Raw genomic sequence first — 19176 nt, 5'->3', positions numbered from 1 at the left:
GGCGCGCACTGCCCTTGCTTGCTCTCAGTATGAATCTCCCAGCCCTGGAGGCACGTCATGCCCCTCGTTTCTGAAATCGACTACGGTACGCCGGCGTCCCGATCCACCGAGACGGTGACGCTCACCATCGACGGCCGCCAGATCACCGTTCCGGCCGGCACCTCGGTGATGCGCGCCTCGATGGAGGCCGGCATCCAGGTACCCAAGCTCTGCGCCACCGACATGGTGGATGCCTTCGGTTCGTGCCGCCTCTGTCTCGTCGAGGTCGAGGGCCGCAACGGCACGCCGGCCTCCTGCACGACGCCTTGCGCGCCCGGCATGGTGGTCCACACCCAGACGGAACGGCTGAAGCAGATCCGCAAGGGGGTGATGGAGCTCTATATCTCCGACCATCCGCTCGACTGTCTGACCTGTGCCGCCAATGGCGACTGCGAGTTGCAGGACATGGCGGGCGCCGTCGGCCTGCGCGACGTGCGCTACGGCTATGAGGGCGACAATCACGTCAGGGCGCGCAACGACGGCGATATCAACGCCAAGTGGATGCCGAAGGACGAGTCCAATCCCTATTTCACCTACGACCCGTCGAAATGTATCGTCTGTTCGCGCTGCGTGCGGGCCTGCGAGGAAGTGCAGGGCACGTTCGCGCTGACGATCGAGGGTCGCGGTTTCGACAGCCGGGTATCGCCCGGCATGCACGAGGATTTCCTCTCTTCCGAATGCGTGTCCTGCGGCGCCTGCGTACAGGCCTGCCCGACCGCGACGCTGACCGAGAAGTCGGTGATCGCCATCGGCCAGCCGGAGCATTCGGCCGTCACGACCTGCGCCTATTGCGGCGTCGGCTGCTCTTTCAAGGCGGAAATGCGTGGCGAGGAACTGGTGCGCATGGTTCCTTTCAAGGACGGCAAGGCCAATCGCGGCCATTCCTGCGTCAAGGGGCGGTTCGCCTATGGCTATGCCACCCACCAGGACCGCATTCTCAATCCGATGGTGCGCGAGAAGATCACCGATCCCTGGCGTGAAGTGACCTGGGAAGAGGCGCTGGCCCATGTGGCGTCCGAGTTCCGCCGGCTCCAATACCAATACGGCAAGGACTCGATCGGCGGCATCACCTCGTCGCGCTGTACCAACGAGGAAACCTTCCTGGTGCAGAAGCTGATCCGCGCCGGCTTCGGCAACAACAATGTCGATACCTGCGCCCGCGTCTGCCATTCGCCGACCGGCTATGGCCTTGGCCAGGCCTTCGGCACTTCGGCCGGCACGCAGGACTTCGATTCGGTCGAACATTCCGACGTCATCATGGTCATCGGCGCCAATCCGTCGGCGGCGCACCCGGTCTTCGCCTCGCGCATGAAGAAGCGCATTCGCCAGGGCGCCAAGCTGATCGTGCTCGACCCGCGCGAGACCGAGACGGTTACCTCGGTTCACGCCAAGGCGGACTATCACCTGCCGCTCAAGCCCGGCACCAATGTCGCCGTCATCACCGCGTTGGCGCATGTCATCGTCACCGAAGGCCTGTTCAACGAGGCCTTCATCCGCGAGCGCTGCGACTGGTCCGAGTTCGAGGACTGGGCCGCCTTCGTCGCCGAGCCGCAGCACAGCCCGGAAGAAACGGAAAAGTTCACCGGTGTCGCGGCCGATCTCGTGCGCGGCGCGGCCCGGCTCTATGCCAAGGGCGGCAATGGCGCGATCTATTACGGCCTCGGCGTCACCGAGCATAGCCAGGGCTCGACGACCGTCATGGCGATCGCCAACCTTGCCATGGCAACCGGCAATATCGGCCGCGCGGGCGTCGGCGTGAACCCGCTGCGCGGCCAGAACAACGTGCAGGGCTCGTGCGACATGGGGTCCTTCCCGCACGAACTGCCGGGCTATCGCCACGTCTCCGACGACGCGACGCGCGATACGTTCGAGAAGCTCTGGGGCGTCAAGCTCGACAGCGAGCCGGGCCTGCGCATTCCGAACATGCTTGATGCTGCCGTCGACGGTTCGTTCAAGGGCATCTACATCCAGGGCGAGGACATCCTGCAGTCCGACCCGGACACCAAGCATGTCTCGGCGGGCCTTGCCGCCATGGAATGCGTGGTGGTGCACGACCTGTTCCTCAACGAGACGGCCAATTATGCCCATGTCTTCCTGCCGGGCTCGACCTTCCTGGAAAAGGATGGCACCTTCACCAATGCCGAACGCCGCATCAACCGCGTGCGCAAGGTGATGAGCCCGAAGAACGGTTTTGCCGACTGGGAGGTCACCCAGAAGCTTGCCCAGGCCATGGGCCTGCCGTGGAACTACAGCCATCCCTCCGAGATCATGGCCGAGATCGCCGCCACGACGCCAAGCTTTGCCAGCGTCACTTATGACTATCTGGAAAAGATGGGTTCGGTGCAGTGGCCGTGCAACGAGACGTTCCCCGAAGGCTCGCCGATCATGCACGTCAACGGTTTCGTGCGCGGCAAGGGCAAGTTCATCCGCACGGAATATGTGGCGACCGACGAACGCACCGGCCCGCGCTTCCCGCTGCTTCTGACCACCGGTCGCATCCTGTCGCAATACAATGTCGGCGCCCAGACGCGTCGCACCGAGAACGTCGCCTGGCATGCGGAGGATCGTCTCGAAATCCATCCGCACGATGCCGAGCAGCGCGGCATTAAGGAAGGCGACTGGGTGCGTCTTGCCAGCCGGGCAGGGGAAACGACGCTTCGGGCGGAGATCACCGAACGTGTTTCGCCGGGCGTCGTCTACACGACCTTCCATCATCCCGAGACGCAGGCCAACGTCATCACCACGGACTTCTCCGACTGGGCGACCAATTGCCCGGAATACAAGGTGACCGCCGTGCAGGTCGCGCCGTCCAACGGCCCGTCCGAATGGCAGCAGGACTATGAGGACCTGTCGCGCCAGTCGCGCCGCATCGCCGGCAAGCTGGAAGCGGCGGAGTAGGAAATGGCCGATACTGCCCCTCATCCGCCTGCCGGCACCTTCTCCCCGCTTGCGGGGAGAAGGTGGCTTGTCGATACGCCTCGGTTCCCTCTCCCCGCCTGCGGAGAGAGGGTCAGGGTGAGGGGCAGAGGCTACCCGTCATGAAGACCTCCACCTCCATTCCCGAACTGCAGTACCGCCACGGCATTCTGGCTACGGGTAACCGCATCGTTCCGGAGGAAGTGCCGATCGCCTTTTCCTATGGCGGTTCGACCCATGCGGTGATGATGGCGACGCCCGCCGATCTGGAGGATTTTGCCCTTGGTTTCTCGCTGTCTGAGGGCATTATTTCCGGACCCGCCGACATCCTCTCGATCGAAGCTGTGATGGCCGGCGACGGCATCGATGTGCAAGTCGTCCTGGCGGACGTTACCGCGGAGGCGCTGACCTCGCGCCGCCGTCACATGGCCGGTCCCGTCGGCTGCGGCCTGTGCGGCATCGAATCGATCGAGCAGGCGGTGCGGCAGGTTCCGTCTGTCGAGGCCGCCGATTTCTGCCTGACGCCGGCGCAGATTGCCGAGGCCGTGAAGCTGCTCGGGGACGGGCAGAGCCTCAACCGCGAAACGCGCGCCGTGCATGGCGCCGGATTCTTCGTACCCGGCCAGGGTCTTGTCGCGCTGCGCGAGGATGTCGGTCGCCACAATGCGCTCGACAAGCTTTCGGGTGCGGTGATCCGGGCCGGCTATTCTGGCCGCCAGGGTGCCGTCGTCGTCACCAGCCGCCTGTCGGTTGAAATGGTGCAGAAGACGGCGGCGCTGAAATGCCCCATACTCATCGCGGTATCGGCGCCGACGGCCCTTGCCATTCGCACGGCCGATGAAGCCGGCATGACCCTCGTCGGCATTGCCAGGGGCGACGAGTTCGAAATCTTCACCAGGCCCGATCGCATCATTTCCGGAGTGACCGCCCATGTCGCATGACACCACCGAGAAGCTCGTCCGCATGGCGAACCAGATCGCCACCTTCTTCCTGTCGCAGCCGGAAGCGGTGCGCATCGAAGGTGTGGCGAACCATATCAACAAGTTCTGGGAGCCGCGCATGCGCCGAGAGCTGTTCGAGCATATCGACAAGGGCGGCGAGGGGCTTCTGCCGCTGGTGATGGAGGCATCCAGGGTCATCAAGCGCCCGATCGCGGCCTGAACGCCAGAGGCGTCCGGTTCGCTTTGGCGTTTCGCACCGCCTCTGCTATCAAGGTCCGACGTGAGCGAGGGAGGCGGGCGACAGGGTGAGAGGGGAAACGGTACGAAAGGCTCCGGCAGGCGAGAGGGATCCCGAGTTCGGTCCCTGGCTGGCGCAGGCGACGATCCTCGTCGTCGATGACGAGCCCGGCATGCGCAATTTTCTCGTGCGCACGCTCAGTCCCCGCTGCAAGCGGATCGAGGAAGCGGCCGATGCCGAAGAGGCGTCGCGCAAGCTCGACCAGCACCATTTCGACGTCGTCATTCTCGACAATATCATGCCGGGCAAGAACGGCGTCGACTGGCTGATCGAGCAGCGGGCAATCGGATTCTTTGCCGACGCAATCCTGATGACCGCCTATGCGGATCTCGAAACGGCGATCCGTGCCTTGCGCGCCGGCGCCGTCGATTTCGTGCTGAAGCCGTTCCGCTCCAACCAGATCCTCAACGCCGTGGCGCGCTGCCTCGACCGCATGCGTTTGCAGCGGGAAAACTTCGTGCTGCGCTACGAACTCCGGGCGACGGCCGACCATATCCTGCTGCGCGACAAGCTGATCGGCGGTTCGGCTGCGATCCAGCAGGTGCGCGAGACGCTGGCGCGCGTCGCGCCCCTGCCGACGACCGTGCTTTTGACCGGTGAATCCGGCACGGGCAAGGAGGTCGCGGCCCGCTCGCTGCATGCCCTTTCCGACCGTTCGGCCAAACCCTTCGTGCCGGTCAATTGTGCGGCCATTCCGCCGGATGTCATCGAATCCGAACTGTTCGGTCATGTTCGGGGCGCCTTCACCGGGGCTGAAGCCGGGCGTGAGGGCCTTTTCCTGCATGCCCAGGGCGGCACGCTCTTCCTCGACGAAATCGGCGAGATGCCGCTCGCCACGCAGAGCAAGCTCCTGCGCGTCATCGAGGATCGCCGGGTGCGACCGGTCGGGGCGGAACGTGAAGTGCCGGTCGACCTGCGCTTTGTCTTCGCCACCAATGCCAATCTGGAAAAGCTCGTGCAGCAAGGCGGCTTCCGCCCGGATCTCTACTACCGCATCAATGTCATGCAGCTGAAGCTGCCGCCGCTGCGCGACCGGGGCGACGATGTTCTCGAACTTGCCAGCCTCTTCATGCACAAGCTGTCGCAACAGCTCGGCATGCCGCCCGTGCCGATCGACAAGGCAACGAAGGCTGCACTGTCTGCCTATGCATGGCCGGGCAATGTGCGCGAGCTACGCAACCTGATCGAGCGCTCGCTCATCCTGGGCGGCTTCCCGGAAGATTTCCGCGGCCAGCGGCCGGCTTCGGTGGCCGCGCCGTCGGGAACGCTGGAGGAGGTGGAACGACGCCATATCCTGGCGGTGCTGGAAGAGACCGGCGGGGATCGCGAGGAGACGGCCCGAAGGCTCGGCATCTCGCGCAAGACCATCGACCGCAAGCTCGTGTCGTGGAATGCCTGAGGCCGAGACCCACGAGCTGGGGCTGCGCCGCGGGCGATCGATCCGCTACCGCCTCCTTGCCATCGCCCTTCTGCCGACGCTCGTCATCCTGCCACTTCTGCTGGTCGCCACCATGGCACGCTGGGAGACGAAGTTCGATGCGCTCCTGACGTCGAAGGTCAATGCCGACCTCACCATCGCGCATCAATATCTGGCACGGATCCTGGAGAATACCGGTGAGCATCTCGCGGCACTGACCGGTTCCGTCGCCTTCCGGGATGCGGCAACGCGCGACGGCGGGGCCGGACTGGCAGCCTATCTGGATGAAAATCGGCAGCGCCTCGGGCTCGACTTTCTCTTCCTGGTGCAACGGCAGGGGTCGGTGACAAAGCCTGTCGGGCCTTTGGGGCAAGGGGGGCTGCGAACGGATTGGCCGGTCCTCGACGCCGCATTGGCGGGAAAGCCGAAGACGGCGATCGACATCTTCTCAAAGCAGGAGCTGGCGGCCATTTCGCCGGAACTCGCCGCACGGGCGCAACTCGAACTCGTGCCGACGCCGAATGCAGTGGCGACCGACCGAGCCAGCGAAACGCGCGGCATGGTCGTGCATTCGGCCAGTCCTGCCTTGCTGCCGGACGGGGGAGACGCCGCTCTTGTCGGCGGCATCCTGCTCAACCAGAATCTCGTCTTCATCGACACCATCAATGATCTCGTCTATCGCGCCGCGAGCCTGCCGGAGGGCAGTCAGGGCACTGCGACGCTCTTCCTCGAAGATGTCCGGATCAGCACCAATGTCCGGCTGTTCGAGGGCAAGCGGGCGCTCGGCACGCGTGTCTCGGCGGCCGTTCGCCAGACGGTGCTGGGCGATGGGCTCGTCTGGCTCGACAGCGCCTTCGTCGTCAACGACTGGTACGTCTCCGCCTATGAGCCAATCAGCGACAGCTTCGGCGAGCGGGTCGGCATGCTCTATGTCGGTTTTCTCGAAGCGCCGTTCGCCCGTGCCAAGACCGAGACGATCATCGGCATCATCGTCGCTTTCCTCGTGGTGACGGCCGCCAGCGTGCCGATCTTCCTGCGTTGGGCGCGGGCGATCTTCAAGCCGCTGGAACGGATGACCGGCACAATTGCACGGGTGGAAGAGGGCGATCTCGGCGCACGTTCGGGTCTCACCGACGGCAGCGACGAGATCGGCCGGGTGGCCGTCCATCTCGACAGCCTGCTCGACCAGTTGCAGCAGCGCGACCGGGATCTGAGGCGCTGGAACGACGAGCTCAATGATCGCGTGGCCGAGCGCACGCGCGAGCTTGAGCTGGCGAACCGGCAGTTGGAGGCGACGACCAAACAACTCGTCATGTCGGAAAAGCTGGCGGCGATCGGCGAGATCACGGCGGGCGTTGCACACGAAATCAATAACCCGATCGCCGTCATGCAGGGCAATCTCGACGTGGTGCGCAGCGTGCTTGGCGACAGGGCGAGCGATCTTTCCACCGAACTCCGGTTGATCGACGAGCAAATCCATCGCGTCAGCCAGATCGTCACCAAGCTGCTGCAATTCGCCAAGCCGGAGGAATATGCCGGCTATGTCGAGCGCCATCGCGTGGCCGACGTGATCTCGGACTGCCTGCCTTTGGTGCAGCATCTGCTTGGCAAGGCCGATATCGACATTGAGAGGGACGATGGCGCGAGCCGACAGGTTCTGATGAACCGGACCGAGTTGCAGCAGGTGCTCATCAACCTGATTGTCAATGCCATCCATGCCATGCCCGATGGCGGCAGGCTGCGCCTCATCAGCCGCGACGAGACACGTGACGGCCGCGACGGCATTCGCGTCGACGTGGTGGATACCGGCATCGGCATGGCGCCCGACGTGCTTTCCCGGATTTTTGATCCATTCTTCACCACCAAACGCCGCCAGGGTACCGGTCTTGGTCTGTCGATCAGCCAGACGCTTGTGAGGCGGCAGGGCGGATCGCTCACCGTCGAGAGCGAACCGGGCAAGGGCACGACCTTCTCCATCTGGCTTCCTGAAGCCGACTGATTGACGCCTTGATGGACAGAATGTCCGTGGCGTTCGGACATTCTGTCCGTGTTTGTGCCGCCGTCCCGACTAAGTTATTGAAAAATGGTAAATTTGAGTTGGCACGGTGGTTGCAAAGGGGTCCGTGTTCCCAACGCTTAACCTGGAGACGGGATGCGGACGGGAACAGGGAGGAAACGGCGATATGCCGCTTCTTGTTTGGACCGGTCTCGCGGTGTGCCTTGTCGAAGGAGCAACAAGGCGCGGACAACCGCAGATGACCGGGTCGGGGAAAAGATCCATCGGCGACGACCGATGGGAGGGAGGATATCAAATATGTCTGCTGCGACAGAAACATTGACGGGCGGCTATGGAGGCGGTGGCCTTCTCGACCGCGAACGCATCATTGCCAAACCGGGTTTCAATCGCTGGCTGGTCCCGCCGGCCGCCCTTGCCATCCATCTCTGCATCGGCATGGCCTATGGCTTTTCGGTCTTCTGGCTGCCGCTCACCAAGTCGCTGGGTATCAGCCAGTCCGTGGCCTGTCCCGATCTGACGCTGGCGTCGGCACTGTTCACCACCAGCTGCGACTGGCGCGTTGCCGACCTCGGCTGGATCTACACGCTGTTCTTCGTCCTGCTCGGCTCGTCCGCCGCGATCTGGGGCGGCTGGCTGGAGCGGGTCGGTCCGCGTCGGGCCGGCTTCGTCTCGGCCTGCTGCTGGTGCGGCGGCATTCTGATCGCGGCAATAGGCGTCATGACCCATCAGCTGTGGCTGATGTGGCTCGGCGCCGGCGTGATCGGCGGCATTGGCCTGGGGCTCGGCTACATCTCGCCGGTCTCGACGCTGATCAAGTGGTTCCCCGACCGTCGTGGCATGGCGACCGGCATGGCGATCATGGGCTTCGGCGGCGGTGCGATGATCGGTGCGCCGCTGGCCGACATGCTGATGAACACCTTCAAGAGCGAAACCTCGGTCGGTGTCTGGCAGACCTTCGTCGTCATGGCCGGCATCTACTTCGTCTTCATGATGGGCGGTGCCTTCGGCTACCGCATCCCACCGGCCGGCTGGCGTCCCGAAGGCTTCGTGCCCCCGGTCGCCAAGGACAGCATGATCACCAGCCGTCACGTGCACCTGAAGAATGCGCACAAGACCAAGCAGTTCTGGCTGATCTGGGCGGTTCTCTGCCTCAACGTCTCGGCCGGCATCGGCGTGATCGGCATGGCTTCGCCGATGTTGCAGGAGATCTTTGCCGGCTCGCTGCTCGGCCTGCCCGAACTCAAGTTTTCCGATCTCAGCAAGGAGCAGTTGACGGCGATCGCCGCGATCGCCGCAGGCTTCACCGGGCTTCTCTCGCTGTTCAACATCGGCGGGCGCTTCTTCTGGGCGTCGCTCTCCGACAAGATCGGCCGCAAGAACACCTATTACGTCTTCTTCCTGCTCGGCATCATGCTCTACGCCTCGGCCCCCTGGGCTGCGGGCATCGGCAGCAAGGTGTTCTTCGTCGCTGCATTCTGCATCATCCTGTCGATGTATGGCGGTGGCTTTGCCACCATTCCCGCCTATCTGGCGGACATCTTCGGCACGCAGTTCGTCGGCGCGATCCATGGGCGCCTGCTGACCGCCTGGGCAACCGCCGGCATCATCGGCCCGGTGGTGGTCAACTATATCCGTGAGGCGCAGATTGCCGCCGGCATTCCGCGCGCTCAGGTCTACGACTTCACCATGTATATCCTGGCCGGAATGCTGGCGCTTGGGCTGGTCGCCAACTTCCTGGTCAAGCCGCTGTCCGACAAGTGGTTCATGTCGGATGAAGAGGTCGCGGCGTTGCAGGCGAAGACCCAGGCGGCCGCCGCAGGCCCGACTGGGTCCTTCGGCATCGGCAAGGGCGGCCTCGACGGCAAGGCGCTGGTCGCCTGGGCGGTGGTCGGCATCCCGATCCTCTGGGGCGTGTGGATCACGCTGCAGAAGACGTTCGTTCTGTTCGGCTGAAGCAAGGCAATCGCGGGGTGGAAGGCGGCATTCAATGCCTTCGCCCCCTTGAAGGGACAAAGAGAAAGGGCTCCGCAGTGCGGAGCCCTTTTCAGTCTTGTCGTAATGCGTCGAGGAGGTCAGCCTTCTCAGGCGGCCATTTCTTCGATTTCGCTGCCCTTGAACATCTTGGCGAGGTTCAGGAAGCAGATCATGCCGTGTTCGTTGGCGATGATGCCTTCGGAGAAGGACTTGTCGAAGGAGGCCGAGATCTCCGGAACCGGCTGGACCTGGCTGGAAGGGATCGTCAGGATGTCCGAGACGCGGTCGACCAGCATGCCGATGACCATGTTGTGGACTTCGGCGACGACGATGGCCGAGCGCTCGTTGGCGACCGTGCTCTTCATGCCCAGCTTGTAGGCGAGGTCGATGATCGGAATGACCGAGCCTCGCAGGTTCATCACGCCGATGACGTCTGCAGGGGCATGCGGGATCGGCGTCGACGGTGCCCAGCCGCGGATTTCGCGGATGGTCGTGGTCTTGACGCAGAATTCCTGGTCATGCAGCCGGAAGGCGATGATTTCGAGGGTTTCGCCGTTGAAGCTTGTCGAGTTGATCGCGGTCGCCATTAGAATTCTTCCCAACTTTCCTGTGCCTGGGCAGTCGCTGCGCCGCCTGTTGCTGCGCGTGCGACCTTAGCCATGAGTTTGCGTGCCGGGGATGCGACGGGTCGGGCATCAGGACGCGCTATAGAGACTGTAGCCGAAGAGTGTTGCCCAAATCTAAACTGAGCCAGGAGATTGCGAAGGGTGTCGGATTCCCTGGCAAGGCTGTGGCTGGCGGCGGTGGTCTCCTCGACCATGGCCGCATTCTGCTGCGTGTTCTGGTCCATGGCGTTGACCGCCTTGTTGACCTCCTGCAGCCCGGTCGCCTGTTCGCGCGAGGCCTCGACGATGGCGATGACGTTGTTGTTGATGTCCTGAACCTCCGAGACGATCTGCTCCAGCGCCTTTCCGGTCTGGCCGACGAGCGAGACGCCGTTGCGGACCTGTTCGCCGGATGTCGTGATCAGCGCCTTGATCTCCTTGGCGGCGTTGGCCGAACGCTGGGCGAGTTCGCGGACTTCCTGGGCGACGACCGCAAATCCCTTGCCGGCTTCGCCGGCACGGGCTGCTTCCACGCCGGCATTCAGCGCCAGAAGATTGGTCTGGAAGGCGATATCGTCGATCACGCCGATGATGTTGGAGATTTCCCGTGACGAGGATTCGATCTGGCCCATCGCGGCAATCGCGCTCTTTACGACTTCACCCGACTTTTCGGCGCCGGCCTTGGTGCGGGCGACGAGCGAACCGGCCTCGTCAGCGCGCTTGGCGCTGTCGGTGACGGTCTGGGTGATCTCCTCAAGCGCTGCGGCGGTTTCCTCAACGGCTGCGGCCTGCTGTTCGGTGCGCTTGGCCAGGCTGTCGGAAGCCGCCTGGATTTCCTTCGAACCGGCGGCGATGGCATTGGTGTTCTCGCCGACCGTCGCCATGGCCGCCTGCAGCTTGTCGAGCGAGTTGTTGAAGTCGAGGCGGAGACGGTCGAGGCTCGGGATCAGCGGACGCTCGATCCGCGCGGTCAGGTCGCCGTCGGCAAGCGCCGTTAGCCCGGCTGCGACGTCGTCTACAGAGCGGACACGGTCCGTGATGTCGGTGGCGAATTTGACGACCTTGAACACCTTGCCGTTCATGTCGAGGATCGGGTTGTAGGAGGCCTGGATCCACACGACCTTGCCGCCCTTGCCGATCCGCTTGAATTCCTCGGAGAAGAACTCCCCGCTCGAAAGCTTCTGCCAGAAGCGCTGATAGTCGGGGCTCTGGGTGTAGGAGGGTTCGCAGAACATCGCATGATGCTTGCCCTGGATCTCGGACAGGCTGTAGCCCAGCGTCTTGAGGAAGTTATCGTTGGCGGTCAGGATTTCACCCGTGGGGGTGAACTCGATCATCGCCTGGGCGCGCGAAATCGCGGCGATCTTGCCAGCGTCCTCGGCCGATCTCAGCTTCTGCGCGGTGATGTCGGTGGCGACCTTGACGACCTTGTAGGGTTTGCCGCCGCGAAACACCGGATTGTAGGAGGCCTGGATCCAGACCTCCTCACCTGTCTTCGATATGCGCTTGTACTCGCGGGAATCAAACCGACCGGCGCCGAGGTCTGCCCAGAACTGCTTGTATTCCGGCGATGCCACATAGGTCGGTTCGCAGAACATGCTGTGATGCCTGCCCTGGATCTCCGAGAGTTGGTACCCCAGCGCGCGACAGAAATTCTCGTTGGCGGTGATGATCTTGCCGTCGAGGCCGAACTCGATGATAGCTTGCGAACTGCTCACGGCCGCCAAGATCGCCTTCGCATCCGTGCCGAATATATTGATGTGCACTCTCAGTCCCCTTTATTATGGCACATGAATGAGCGGCCAGACCGTCGTTCGTGCCGTGAATCTAAAATCTGAGAAAGTTACGGTAGCCAGCGTGCGGCAGATTTCCGGCGACGCTCGTTACCCCTAAAAATATGGGGGCTATGGTTAAGGGCTGCTTAAGGGGATGGTGAGTGAAGACCAAAGTCTCAGATGGCGGGCAAATGCTCACCAAAAAAGTCACAAGCCAAGACGTGATCCTCAAACGAACGAAGGCCCTCGCCGGAGGGCGAGAGCCTTGTTGGTTGCGCGACTGGCGGTCAGTGCCTCGTCTGGTTACTGCATCAGAACCTTCTCAATCCTGTCCAGCGCCCAGTCGACCTGTTCCCTGGTGATGACCAGCGGTGGGGCCAGCCGGATCGTGTCGACATGGGTATCCTTGGCGAGCAGGCCGAGATCTTTCAGCGCATAGCAATATTGCCTCGCGCCGCCGGCTTCCGGGTCGAGCTCGACCGCCAGCATCAGGCCGCGACCGCGCACGTCCTTGACGATGTTCGAGCGGATGGACTTCAGTCCCTCGAGGAAATACTCGCCCATGACGGCGGAGTTCTCGACCATCTTTTCCTCGGTGAGAACCTTGAGCGCCTCGCGGGCAATGGCGCAGGCGAGCGGATTGCCGCCAAAGGTCGAGCCGTGCTGGCCGGGCTGCAAGACGCCAAGCACCTCGGAATTGGAAAGCACTGCCGAGACCGGGTAGAATCCGCCGGACAGGGCCTTGCCGATCAGCGTGACGTCGGCCTCGATGCCTTCATGTTCCTCGGCCAAGAGCTTGCCGGTGCGCCCGAGCCCGGTCTGGATCTCGTCGAGAATGAGCGTGACGTTGTTGTCGGTGCAGAGTTCGCGCACCCGCCGCAGATATCCCGCCGCCGGGATGATGACGCCCGCCTCGCCCTGGATCGGTTCGATCAGCGCGCCGACGGTGTTCTCGTTGATCGCCGCCTCGAAGGCTTCGGCATCACCGAAGGGCACCGTGCGGAAGCCGGAGGTGAAGGGGCCGAAGCCGCCGCGTGCATCCGGATCAGTCGAGAAGGAGACGATACTGAGCGTGCGACCGTGGAAGTTGCCCGAGCAGACGATGATCTCGGCCTTGCCCTCCGGCACGCCCTTGGTCTCGTAGCCCCATTTGCGCACCGCCTTGATGGCGGTTTCGACCGCCTCGGCGCCCGAGTTCATCGGCAGGATCTTGTGCGAGCCAGTGAGCGCTGCCAGCTCCTCGTAGAGAAGCGCCAGCTGGTCGTTGCGGAAGGCGCGCGAGGTCAGCGTCAGCTTGGAGGCCTGTTCCGTCATGGCGGCGAGGATGCGGGGATGGCAATGGCCCTGGTTGACGGCCGAATAGGCCGACAGGCAATCGAGATATTGCTTGCCTTCGCTGTCCCAGACATGGACGCCCTGGCCGCGCGTCAGCACGACGTCGAGGGGTTTGTAATTGTGCGCGCCGAGGCGCTGTTCGGTGGCGATGAGCTCTGCTGTGTTCGACATCGTTGGTCCTCGGTTTGATCTAGGCGGCGCGGGTTGGGCGGTCGAGAATGCGCCGGCCAAACAGGCTGGCGGCCAGTTCGACGATGACGCGGGCGCTCTTGCCGCGGTCGTCGAGGAAGGGGTTGAGCTCGACGAGGTCGAGCGAGGAGACGAGGCCGCTGTCGTGCAGCATCTCCATGATCAGGTGGGCCTCGCGGAAGGTCGCGCCGCCCGGAACCGTGGTGCCGACGCCCGGCGCGACATCGGGATCGAGGAAGTCGACGTCGAGGCTGACATGCAGCAAGCCGTTGGCGCCGGATACTTCGGCGATGATCCTCCGCATGATCGCGCCCATGCCTTCCTCGTCGATTGCGCGCATGTCGAAAACGTTGACGCCGTTCTCGGCGATCGCCAGGCGCTCCTCGTCATCGACGGAGCGGATGCCGACCTGGTAGACATGACGCGGATCGACAAAGGGTCGGTCGGCGGGCAGGATCGGCGCGAATTCGGCTTTGCCGCAGTAGAAGGCGACAGGCATGCCGTGGATGTTGCCGGAAGGAGACGTCGCTGGCGTGTTGAAGTCGGCATGAGCGTCGAGCCAGAGCACGAACAGCGGGCGTCCGAGTTCGGCCGCGCGCCGCGCCATGCCGGAGACGCTGCCCATCGACAGGCTGTGGTCGCCGCCGAGCAGGACCGGAAGGCTGCCTTCGGCTGCGGCGCGATAGGTTCTATCCTCGATTGCGCGGGCAAAGGCGCCGACGACCGGGAGTTCGTGCGCCTTGGGGTGTTCCCCGAGGTCGGTTGCCGGCGCCGGGCGCAGGTCGCCGGCGTCGGTGACGCGGTATCCGAGCTCGCCGAGCGCCGATCCGATGCCGGCGATGCGCAGCGCCGCAGGGCCCATGGCACAGCCGCCGCGGCCGGAGCCCTCCTCTAGCGGAACACCGATCAGCGTGACGGCCTTGGTCTTGTCGTTCATCAGGATCTCCTCGTCTGCGAGGCCTGATCTTCGTAAATGTGCGCGTCTGCAAAAAGATGGAAAATGATCAGAAAGGAAGTTAGATTGCGCAAACTGCCAGCCAACTCTGACGAAATGCAAAATGGACGATCTTGACCGCGATATTCTCAGCGCTCTGCGCCACAATGCCCGCATACCGGCCTCGTCGCTCGCGGCGATGACCGGCGCTTCCCGGGCGACCATTGCCGCCCGGATCGACCGCATGGTGGCCGACGGAACAATCGCCGCCTTCACCATCAGAACCGGCAGCGAAATCCGCCCTGCCGGTGTCCGGGCCATCGTCATGATCGAGGTGGTGGGCAAGTTCGCCGATCGCGTCGCGCATCAGCTGCGCGGCCTGCCAGAGGTGCGGGCGCTGCACAGCACCAACGGGCGCTGGGATTTCATTGCCGAGCTTGAAGACCGCGATCTTGCCTCTTTCGACGAGACACTGCGGCGCATTCGCCTCATCGAGGGGATCAATACGACCGAATCGAGCATTCTGTTGAAGACCAGCAAGGTCGGCTGACCGCCGATCCTTTGCCGGCTCAGTATTCCTTCTCGTAGAAAATGCCGGCGCCGGCGCCTTCCGCTCCCGCCTCGCCCTTCAGCTTGACGCCGCGGCCGATGTCGAGATTGATCACCGCCTTGGTCTGGCCGGTGCCGCCCTGCTGCAGTTCGATATAGGTCTTGTCGTTCAGGTATTTTCCGGCGCTGACCTTGGCCTGGCCCGTCTCGTCGGTCGAAATGTCGAGATCGTCTACGCCCAAAGTCGAGCGCAGCGCCTCGAACAGGGAGGTCGAGCGGCCGCCGGCAAGCTGGGCTGCGGCGTCGGCGAGCTGGGCGATCTGCAAAGCGGACAGACGGGCCATGGACTGGCCAAAGATCAACTGGGCGAGAATTTCGTCCTGCGGCAGCGAGGGAGAGGACGAGAAGGAGACGGTCGGGTCGTTGGCGAAGCCCGAGATCGTGATGGTGATCGTCGTCGTGCCCGACGTGGTTGTCGCCTCCATGTCGAGGATCGGGATCAATCCTCCGCCGAAGGTGATCGTACCGCTGGTGAATTCCATGCGCTTGGTCAGGATCGACAGGCGGCCGCGCCTGAGGTCGAAGGCGCCGGAGACGTTCGGTGCCTGGGCCGTGCCGGTGACGGCTATCGTCCCCCCGAGTTCCGCGTCGATGCCGCGGCCGCGCACGAAGATCTGCGAGGGCGACGAGACGGTGAGATCCAGGCCGATGGAGGATTGGCTGCCATGGCGTTCGGTCTTGGTGAGCGTCGCCATCTGCCGGCGGACCGCGGGTGGCGCGTTCTTATGCTGAATGTCGAGTTCGGACAGGCTGGTGGGGAGTTTCTCGGGAATGGTGATGGCGGTCTTCGACAGGTCGATCCGGCCGGCCAGAACCGGCGCGGAGAGCAGGGGGCCCGTTATGGACAGCTTTCCGTCGGCGGTGCTCGCCACCATGGTGCCGTCGACATAGACGGCCTTGTCGAGGGTGATGGCAATGTCAGCCGGCAGGCCAGGCGACAGGATGTCGATCGTGCCGCCGCCGGAAATGCTGCCGCCGCTGGCGAGCTTGCCGGTCAGGCCGGTGACCGAGGCGCGATTGCCCTGCAAGGTAACGGTCGCCGAAAGCTGCTCGACCGCGAGATTGCGACGCACGTCGATCAGGCGCGCGCCGGACGTGCGCACCGTGCCGGTCAATTGCGGTGCGCCCAATCCGCCGGAGACGGTGATATCGGCATCGGCCGATCCTTCCAGCACGAAACCCTGGCGTGACAGCAGACCGGTCAGCGCGGCAAACGGCAGCGCTCCGGTAAATTTCATCGCGATCGGCCGCTGTCCGGACAGGCTGAGCGTCCCGCCTCCGGCAAGGCCGAGGCCGCCCTGGCCGGTTGCGCGGCTGTCGAGCGACAGGCGCCCGTCACGGAAATCACCCTTGGCCGATATGGAGAAGGCACCGACGCCGGCCTCGCGGGTCTGGGCGACGGCGGCATTGGCCCAGTCGAGCGCATAGGTGACGACAGGTGCCGCGGGCGTTCCCTTGACCGTCACCGTGCCGGAAATCGTGCCATCGGGCGCAAGCGTCGGAGCCAAGGTCGCTGCGAGCGAGGCGGGCACGTTGCGAAGGGCTGCATTGAGGTCGAGCATTTCGCCGGCGCTCCCCGTGACGTCTACCGTGCCGGAGCCGGCGGAGATCGTTGCCGCCTCGATCGTCACCTTGCCGCCGGCAATGGTCAGGGCGGCGGGCTTGGCAAGTGACAGTGGTATGCGGCGCGGTGCGGCGGAAAGTGTGTCGAGCGCGACCCTCAAGCCCGCCGCCTGCTGCTCGACGCGGCCCTTGGCAACGAGCGGCGCGCCGTCGTAGCGGCCGTCGAGACCAAAGGCGGTGCTCGCTCCCTGCCGCGAAAATCCGAGCTTGGGCGTCTCGATCCGGTTGGCGCCAATCGACACGGCCGAGGCGCTGACACTGCCTTCGACGGCAAAGGCGGTAAGGTCGGAAATCACCAGACGGATATCGGGCGCGGTAACCGCGAGCGTGTCGCGCGAAAGCGTCGAACCGGTTGCCACGATTTTCGCCGACAGCTTGCCGTCGCTCTCTTCAAGGTCGACGGTTCCCTTGAGATCGCCGTTCGCATTCTGGCCCGCCAGGGCGGCTATCAGGCCGACTTCCGGCAGGTCGAACCGCAGCGTTCCCGAGGGGGTGAAGGCCGGGGAAAAGGAAAGCGCGCCCTCGATCCGGTTGGCGCCGACCGTCACCGCCAGCGCCGGAATGGAGGAGCGGCCGTTCTCGGCAACGAGATCGGCGGTCGCCTCGATCCCCTGGCCATCGAGCGTGCCGGACATTGTCAGCGTGCCCTTCGGCGCCGTCCTGTCGGCGGTTCCCTCGATCTCGAGCGCGAGGTTCTCCAGCTTGCGTCCCGCAGCGACCGCTGCCTCGCTTTTCAGCGAAAGCTTGCCGGCTAGCGCATCCAGCGGCCCTTCGGCGGAAAGGGCGAAATCCGCGCTGCCGCTGATGTTGTCGACCAGTGCGGCAAGATCGCTGATCCGGCCGGAGAGGTCGGTCTTCAGCCTGTTCTCGGCATCGAGGGTCACCGCGCCGGTCGCCTCGCCGAGATTGCTCGTCAGCCTGAGGTCGGAGAGCGCCAGATTGCGCGGCAGCGCGTAGTCGAGCGTGCCTGCAAGGCCGATCGTGCCCTCGAACTTGCCGGCCAGTTTCGCCGGCAGGACGCCGGGAATGGCGAAGAGTTCGAACCGGCTGGTGAGCGTCTTGTCGTCCAGCGCATAGTCGCCGTCGAGCTTGCCGCCGATCGTCGTGCTTTCGATGGTCGTGCCGTCGAAGCCGATCCTTGCCGCGCCGATCGTCAGCTGTGCCTTGATCGTCAGCGGCGCCTTGAGGATACGGTCGAGTTCGGCGTCGGCGAGTTGGCTTGCGGCAACGGAAAGTGTGGCTTGAACAGGTCCCGTGCGGGTGGCGAGGTCGAAGCGGTCGCTCTTGGCCGCCAGGTCCACGCCGGAGAAGGTGCCTTGCGGCAGCTGCAGCGAGGCGAAGCGGCCGGTGAGGTCGATGGTCGCGCCATTGGCCGGTCCGTTGACGGAAAGTGCGAGCTGCTCGATGTCCGCCGCGACGGTCTGCTCCCCGCTCGTCCAGCTGAACGGCACCGGGCCGGCGGTGCCGACCAGCCGCGCCTTAAGATCGTTGGTCCCATTGGCGGCGTAGCGGCCCGACGCGGTCAGATCGAGCGCGGCGGTCGAGAGCTTGCCTCGGTTGATCGTGACCGCCCCATTGCGGTCGAGGCTGGCGGCCAGATCGATCGCGGTTTCCCCTTGGAAGAGAGGACGAAGCTGGGGTGGCAGAAGAGCATCGAAACGGCCGCCGCCGGTGGCGGTGATGCTGCGCAAGCCTGCTTCTATGCGGTGCGTTGCCTCGACGGCGAGCGTCGGGTGGCCGTCCACCGCGGCGGTCAGCTTGCCCTGCCAGTCGCTGAGTGGCCCGTCACCGTCCACCCCGAGGCGCAAGGCCGGGCTGCCGGGCAGACGCAACAGGCCGGCGACGAGACCGCCTGCCGGTTCGTTGAGTTCGCCGGTCAGCCGCAGGCGATTTTCGGCCGGTGCATAGACGAGATCCGCGGTCGCCTGCGCATCTTGCGCATCGGTTCGCGTGGCCCGCAGCTGTGCTGCGATCCGCTCGCTGACCGCCTGGCCGGAGCCGGAAAGCGCCAGGCGAATGTCACGCCCTATGAGCGCTCCACCCAGATCGACGACGGGGAGGTCCAGCGACCGCACATCGATTTCGACCGGCAGGGAGAAACCGGAGTTTGCGTCGTCATCGATCTTCTCCTGTGTCACAATGGGCACACGATGGATGCGGACGGAGCCTGCGGCAATCTTCTCGGCGGTGAGGCGACCATCCAGAAGATCCAGCGGCGACCAGTCCATGGCGAGATCGCGGATCTCGGCATAAATGCCCTGGCTATCGGCCAGCGATACGCTCTCAATCCTCAGCTTCCCGCCCAGCAGGGGGCCCGCGCCATCGATCGACACCCGCCGGTCGGGCGTCGAAAGCAGGGAGGCGATCTGGCCGGCCAGGAAGCCACCGCCCACGCCGGTGAAACCGGCGATGAGAACGGCCACCACGGCGAGCACCAGCGTCGCGCCGGCGACATAGGCGATCAGTCGAAGGGCAAAGGTCGTTAGGCGTTTCAGCAGGCGCAT

General features: G+C 64.3%; 12 protein-coding genes. 7 read left to right on the top strand and 5 right to left on the bottom strand.

Going from position 1 to position 19176, the window contains the following annotated elements; genetic code table 11:
- Positions 1 to 57: 57 nt before the first annotated feature.
- The 6 genes from fdhF (at position 58) to RHIZ70P_RS10925 (ending at position 9581) form a co-directional block, all read left to right on the top strand.
- Positions 58 to 2937 carry a formate dehydrogenase subunit alpha gene (gene fdhF / locus RHIZ70P_RS10950; protein WP_115670343.1) on the top strand — a complete coding sequence of 960 codons (2880 nt, stop codon included), beginning with the start codon at positions 58 to 60 and terminating at the stop codon, positions 2935 to 2937.
- 140 nt (positions 2938 to 3077) lie between these two features.
- The gene (gene fdhD, locus RHIZ70P_RS10945) at positions 3078 to 3896 is read left to right on the top strand and encodes a formate dehydrogenase accessory sulfurtransferase FdhD (protein ID WP_115670342.1); all 819 of its coding nucleotides are present in this window, start codon (positions 3078 to 3080) and stop codon (positions 3894 to 3896) included.
- Complete coding sequence (locus RHIZ70P_RS10940) at positions 3886 to 4116, top strand: formate dehydrogenase subunit delta (RefSeq protein ID WP_115670341.1); 231 nt, start codon at positions 3886 to 3888, stop codon at positions 4114 to 4116. The genes fdhD and RHIZ70P_RS10940 overlap by 11 nt, the downstream gene beginning before the upstream one ends.
- 85 nt (positions 4117 to 4201) lie before the next feature.
- Positions 4202 to 5593 (top strand): sigma-54-dependent transcriptional regulator, encoded by a 1392-nt coding sequence (locus RHIZ70P_RS10935; protein WP_115670340.1) that lies wholly within the window; start codon positions 4202 to 4204, stop codon positions 5591 to 5593.
- Complete coding sequence (locus tag RHIZ70P_RS10930; protein ID WP_115670339.1) at positions 5586 to 7610, top strand: sensor histidine kinase; 2025 nt, start codon at positions 5586 to 5588, stop codon at positions 7608 to 7610. Before RHIZ70P_RS10935 ends, RHIZ70P_RS10930 begins: the two co-directional genes overlap by 8 nt.
- A gap of 315 nt (positions 7611 to 7925) precedes the next feature.
- Complete coding sequence (locus RHIZ70P_RS10925; protein WP_115670338.1) at positions 7926 to 9581, top strand: OFA family MFS transporter; 1656 nt, start codon at positions 7926 to 7928, stop codon at positions 9579 to 9581.
- Between the two features lie 128 nt (positions 9582 to 9709).
- Here the strand turns inward: RHIZ70P_RS10925 and RHIZ70P_RS10920 are convergent, their stop codons facing one another.
- The 4 genes from RHIZ70P_RS10920 to rocF form a co-directional block, all read right to left on the bottom strand.
- Positions 9710 to 10189, bottom strand: a complete 480-nt coding sequence (locus RHIZ70P_RS10920) for a chemotaxis protein CheW (protein WP_115670337.1) — start codon at positions 10187 to 10189, stop codon at positions 9710 to 9712.
- Positions 10189 to 11961 (bottom strand): methyl-accepting chemotaxis protein, encoded by a 1773-nt coding sequence (locus RHIZ70P_RS10915; RefSeq protein WP_115670529.1) that lies wholly within the window; start codon positions 11959 to 11961, stop codon positions 10189 to 10191. Before RHIZ70P_RS10915 ends, RHIZ70P_RS10920 begins: the two co-directional genes overlap by 1 nt.
- Positions 11962 to 12285: 324 nt before the next feature.
- Positions 12286 to 13488 (bottom strand): ornithine--oxo-acid transaminase, encoded by a 1203-nt coding sequence (gene rocD / locus RHIZ70P_RS10910; protein ID WP_115670336.1) that lies wholly within the window; start codon positions 13486 to 13488, stop codon positions 12286 to 12288.
- A gap of 19 nt (positions 13489 to 13507) precedes the next feature.
- Complete coding sequence (rocF, locus tag RHIZ70P_RS10905; protein ID WP_115670335.1) at positions 13508 to 14443, bottom strand: arginase; 936 nt, start codon at positions 14441 to 14443, stop codon at positions 13508 to 13510.
- Between the two features lie 121 nt (positions 14444 to 14564).
- Here rocF and RHIZ70P_RS10900 point away from each other — a divergent pair, with 121 nt between their 5' ends.
- Positions 14565 to 14990 carry an Lrp/AsnC family transcriptional regulator gene (locus tag RHIZ70P_RS10900; RefSeq protein WP_115670334.1) on the top strand — a complete coding sequence of 142 codons (426 nt, stop codon included), beginning with the start codon at positions 14565 to 14567 and terminating at the stop codon, positions 14988 to 14990.
- Between the two features lie 19 nt (positions 14991 to 15009).
- On the opposite strand, the gene RHIZ70P_RS10895 is transcribed toward RHIZ70P_RS10900, so the two are convergent.
- Complete coding sequence (locus RHIZ70P_RS10895) at positions 15010 to 19176, bottom strand: translocation/assembly module TamB domain-containing protein (RefSeq protein ID WP_115670333.1); 4167 nt, start codon at positions 19174 to 19176, stop codon at positions 15010 to 15012.

The organism is Paenirhizobium selenitireducens ATCC BAA-1503 (assembly GCF_900492185.1).
Taxonomy (GTDB): domain Bacteria; phylum Pseudomonadota; class Alphaproteobacteria; order Rhizobiales; family Rhizobiaceae; genus Allorhizobium; species Allorhizobium selenitireducens_A.
Note: the sequence above shows the minus strand (reverse complement) of the source record. Positions and strands in the feature narration are given on the sequence as shown.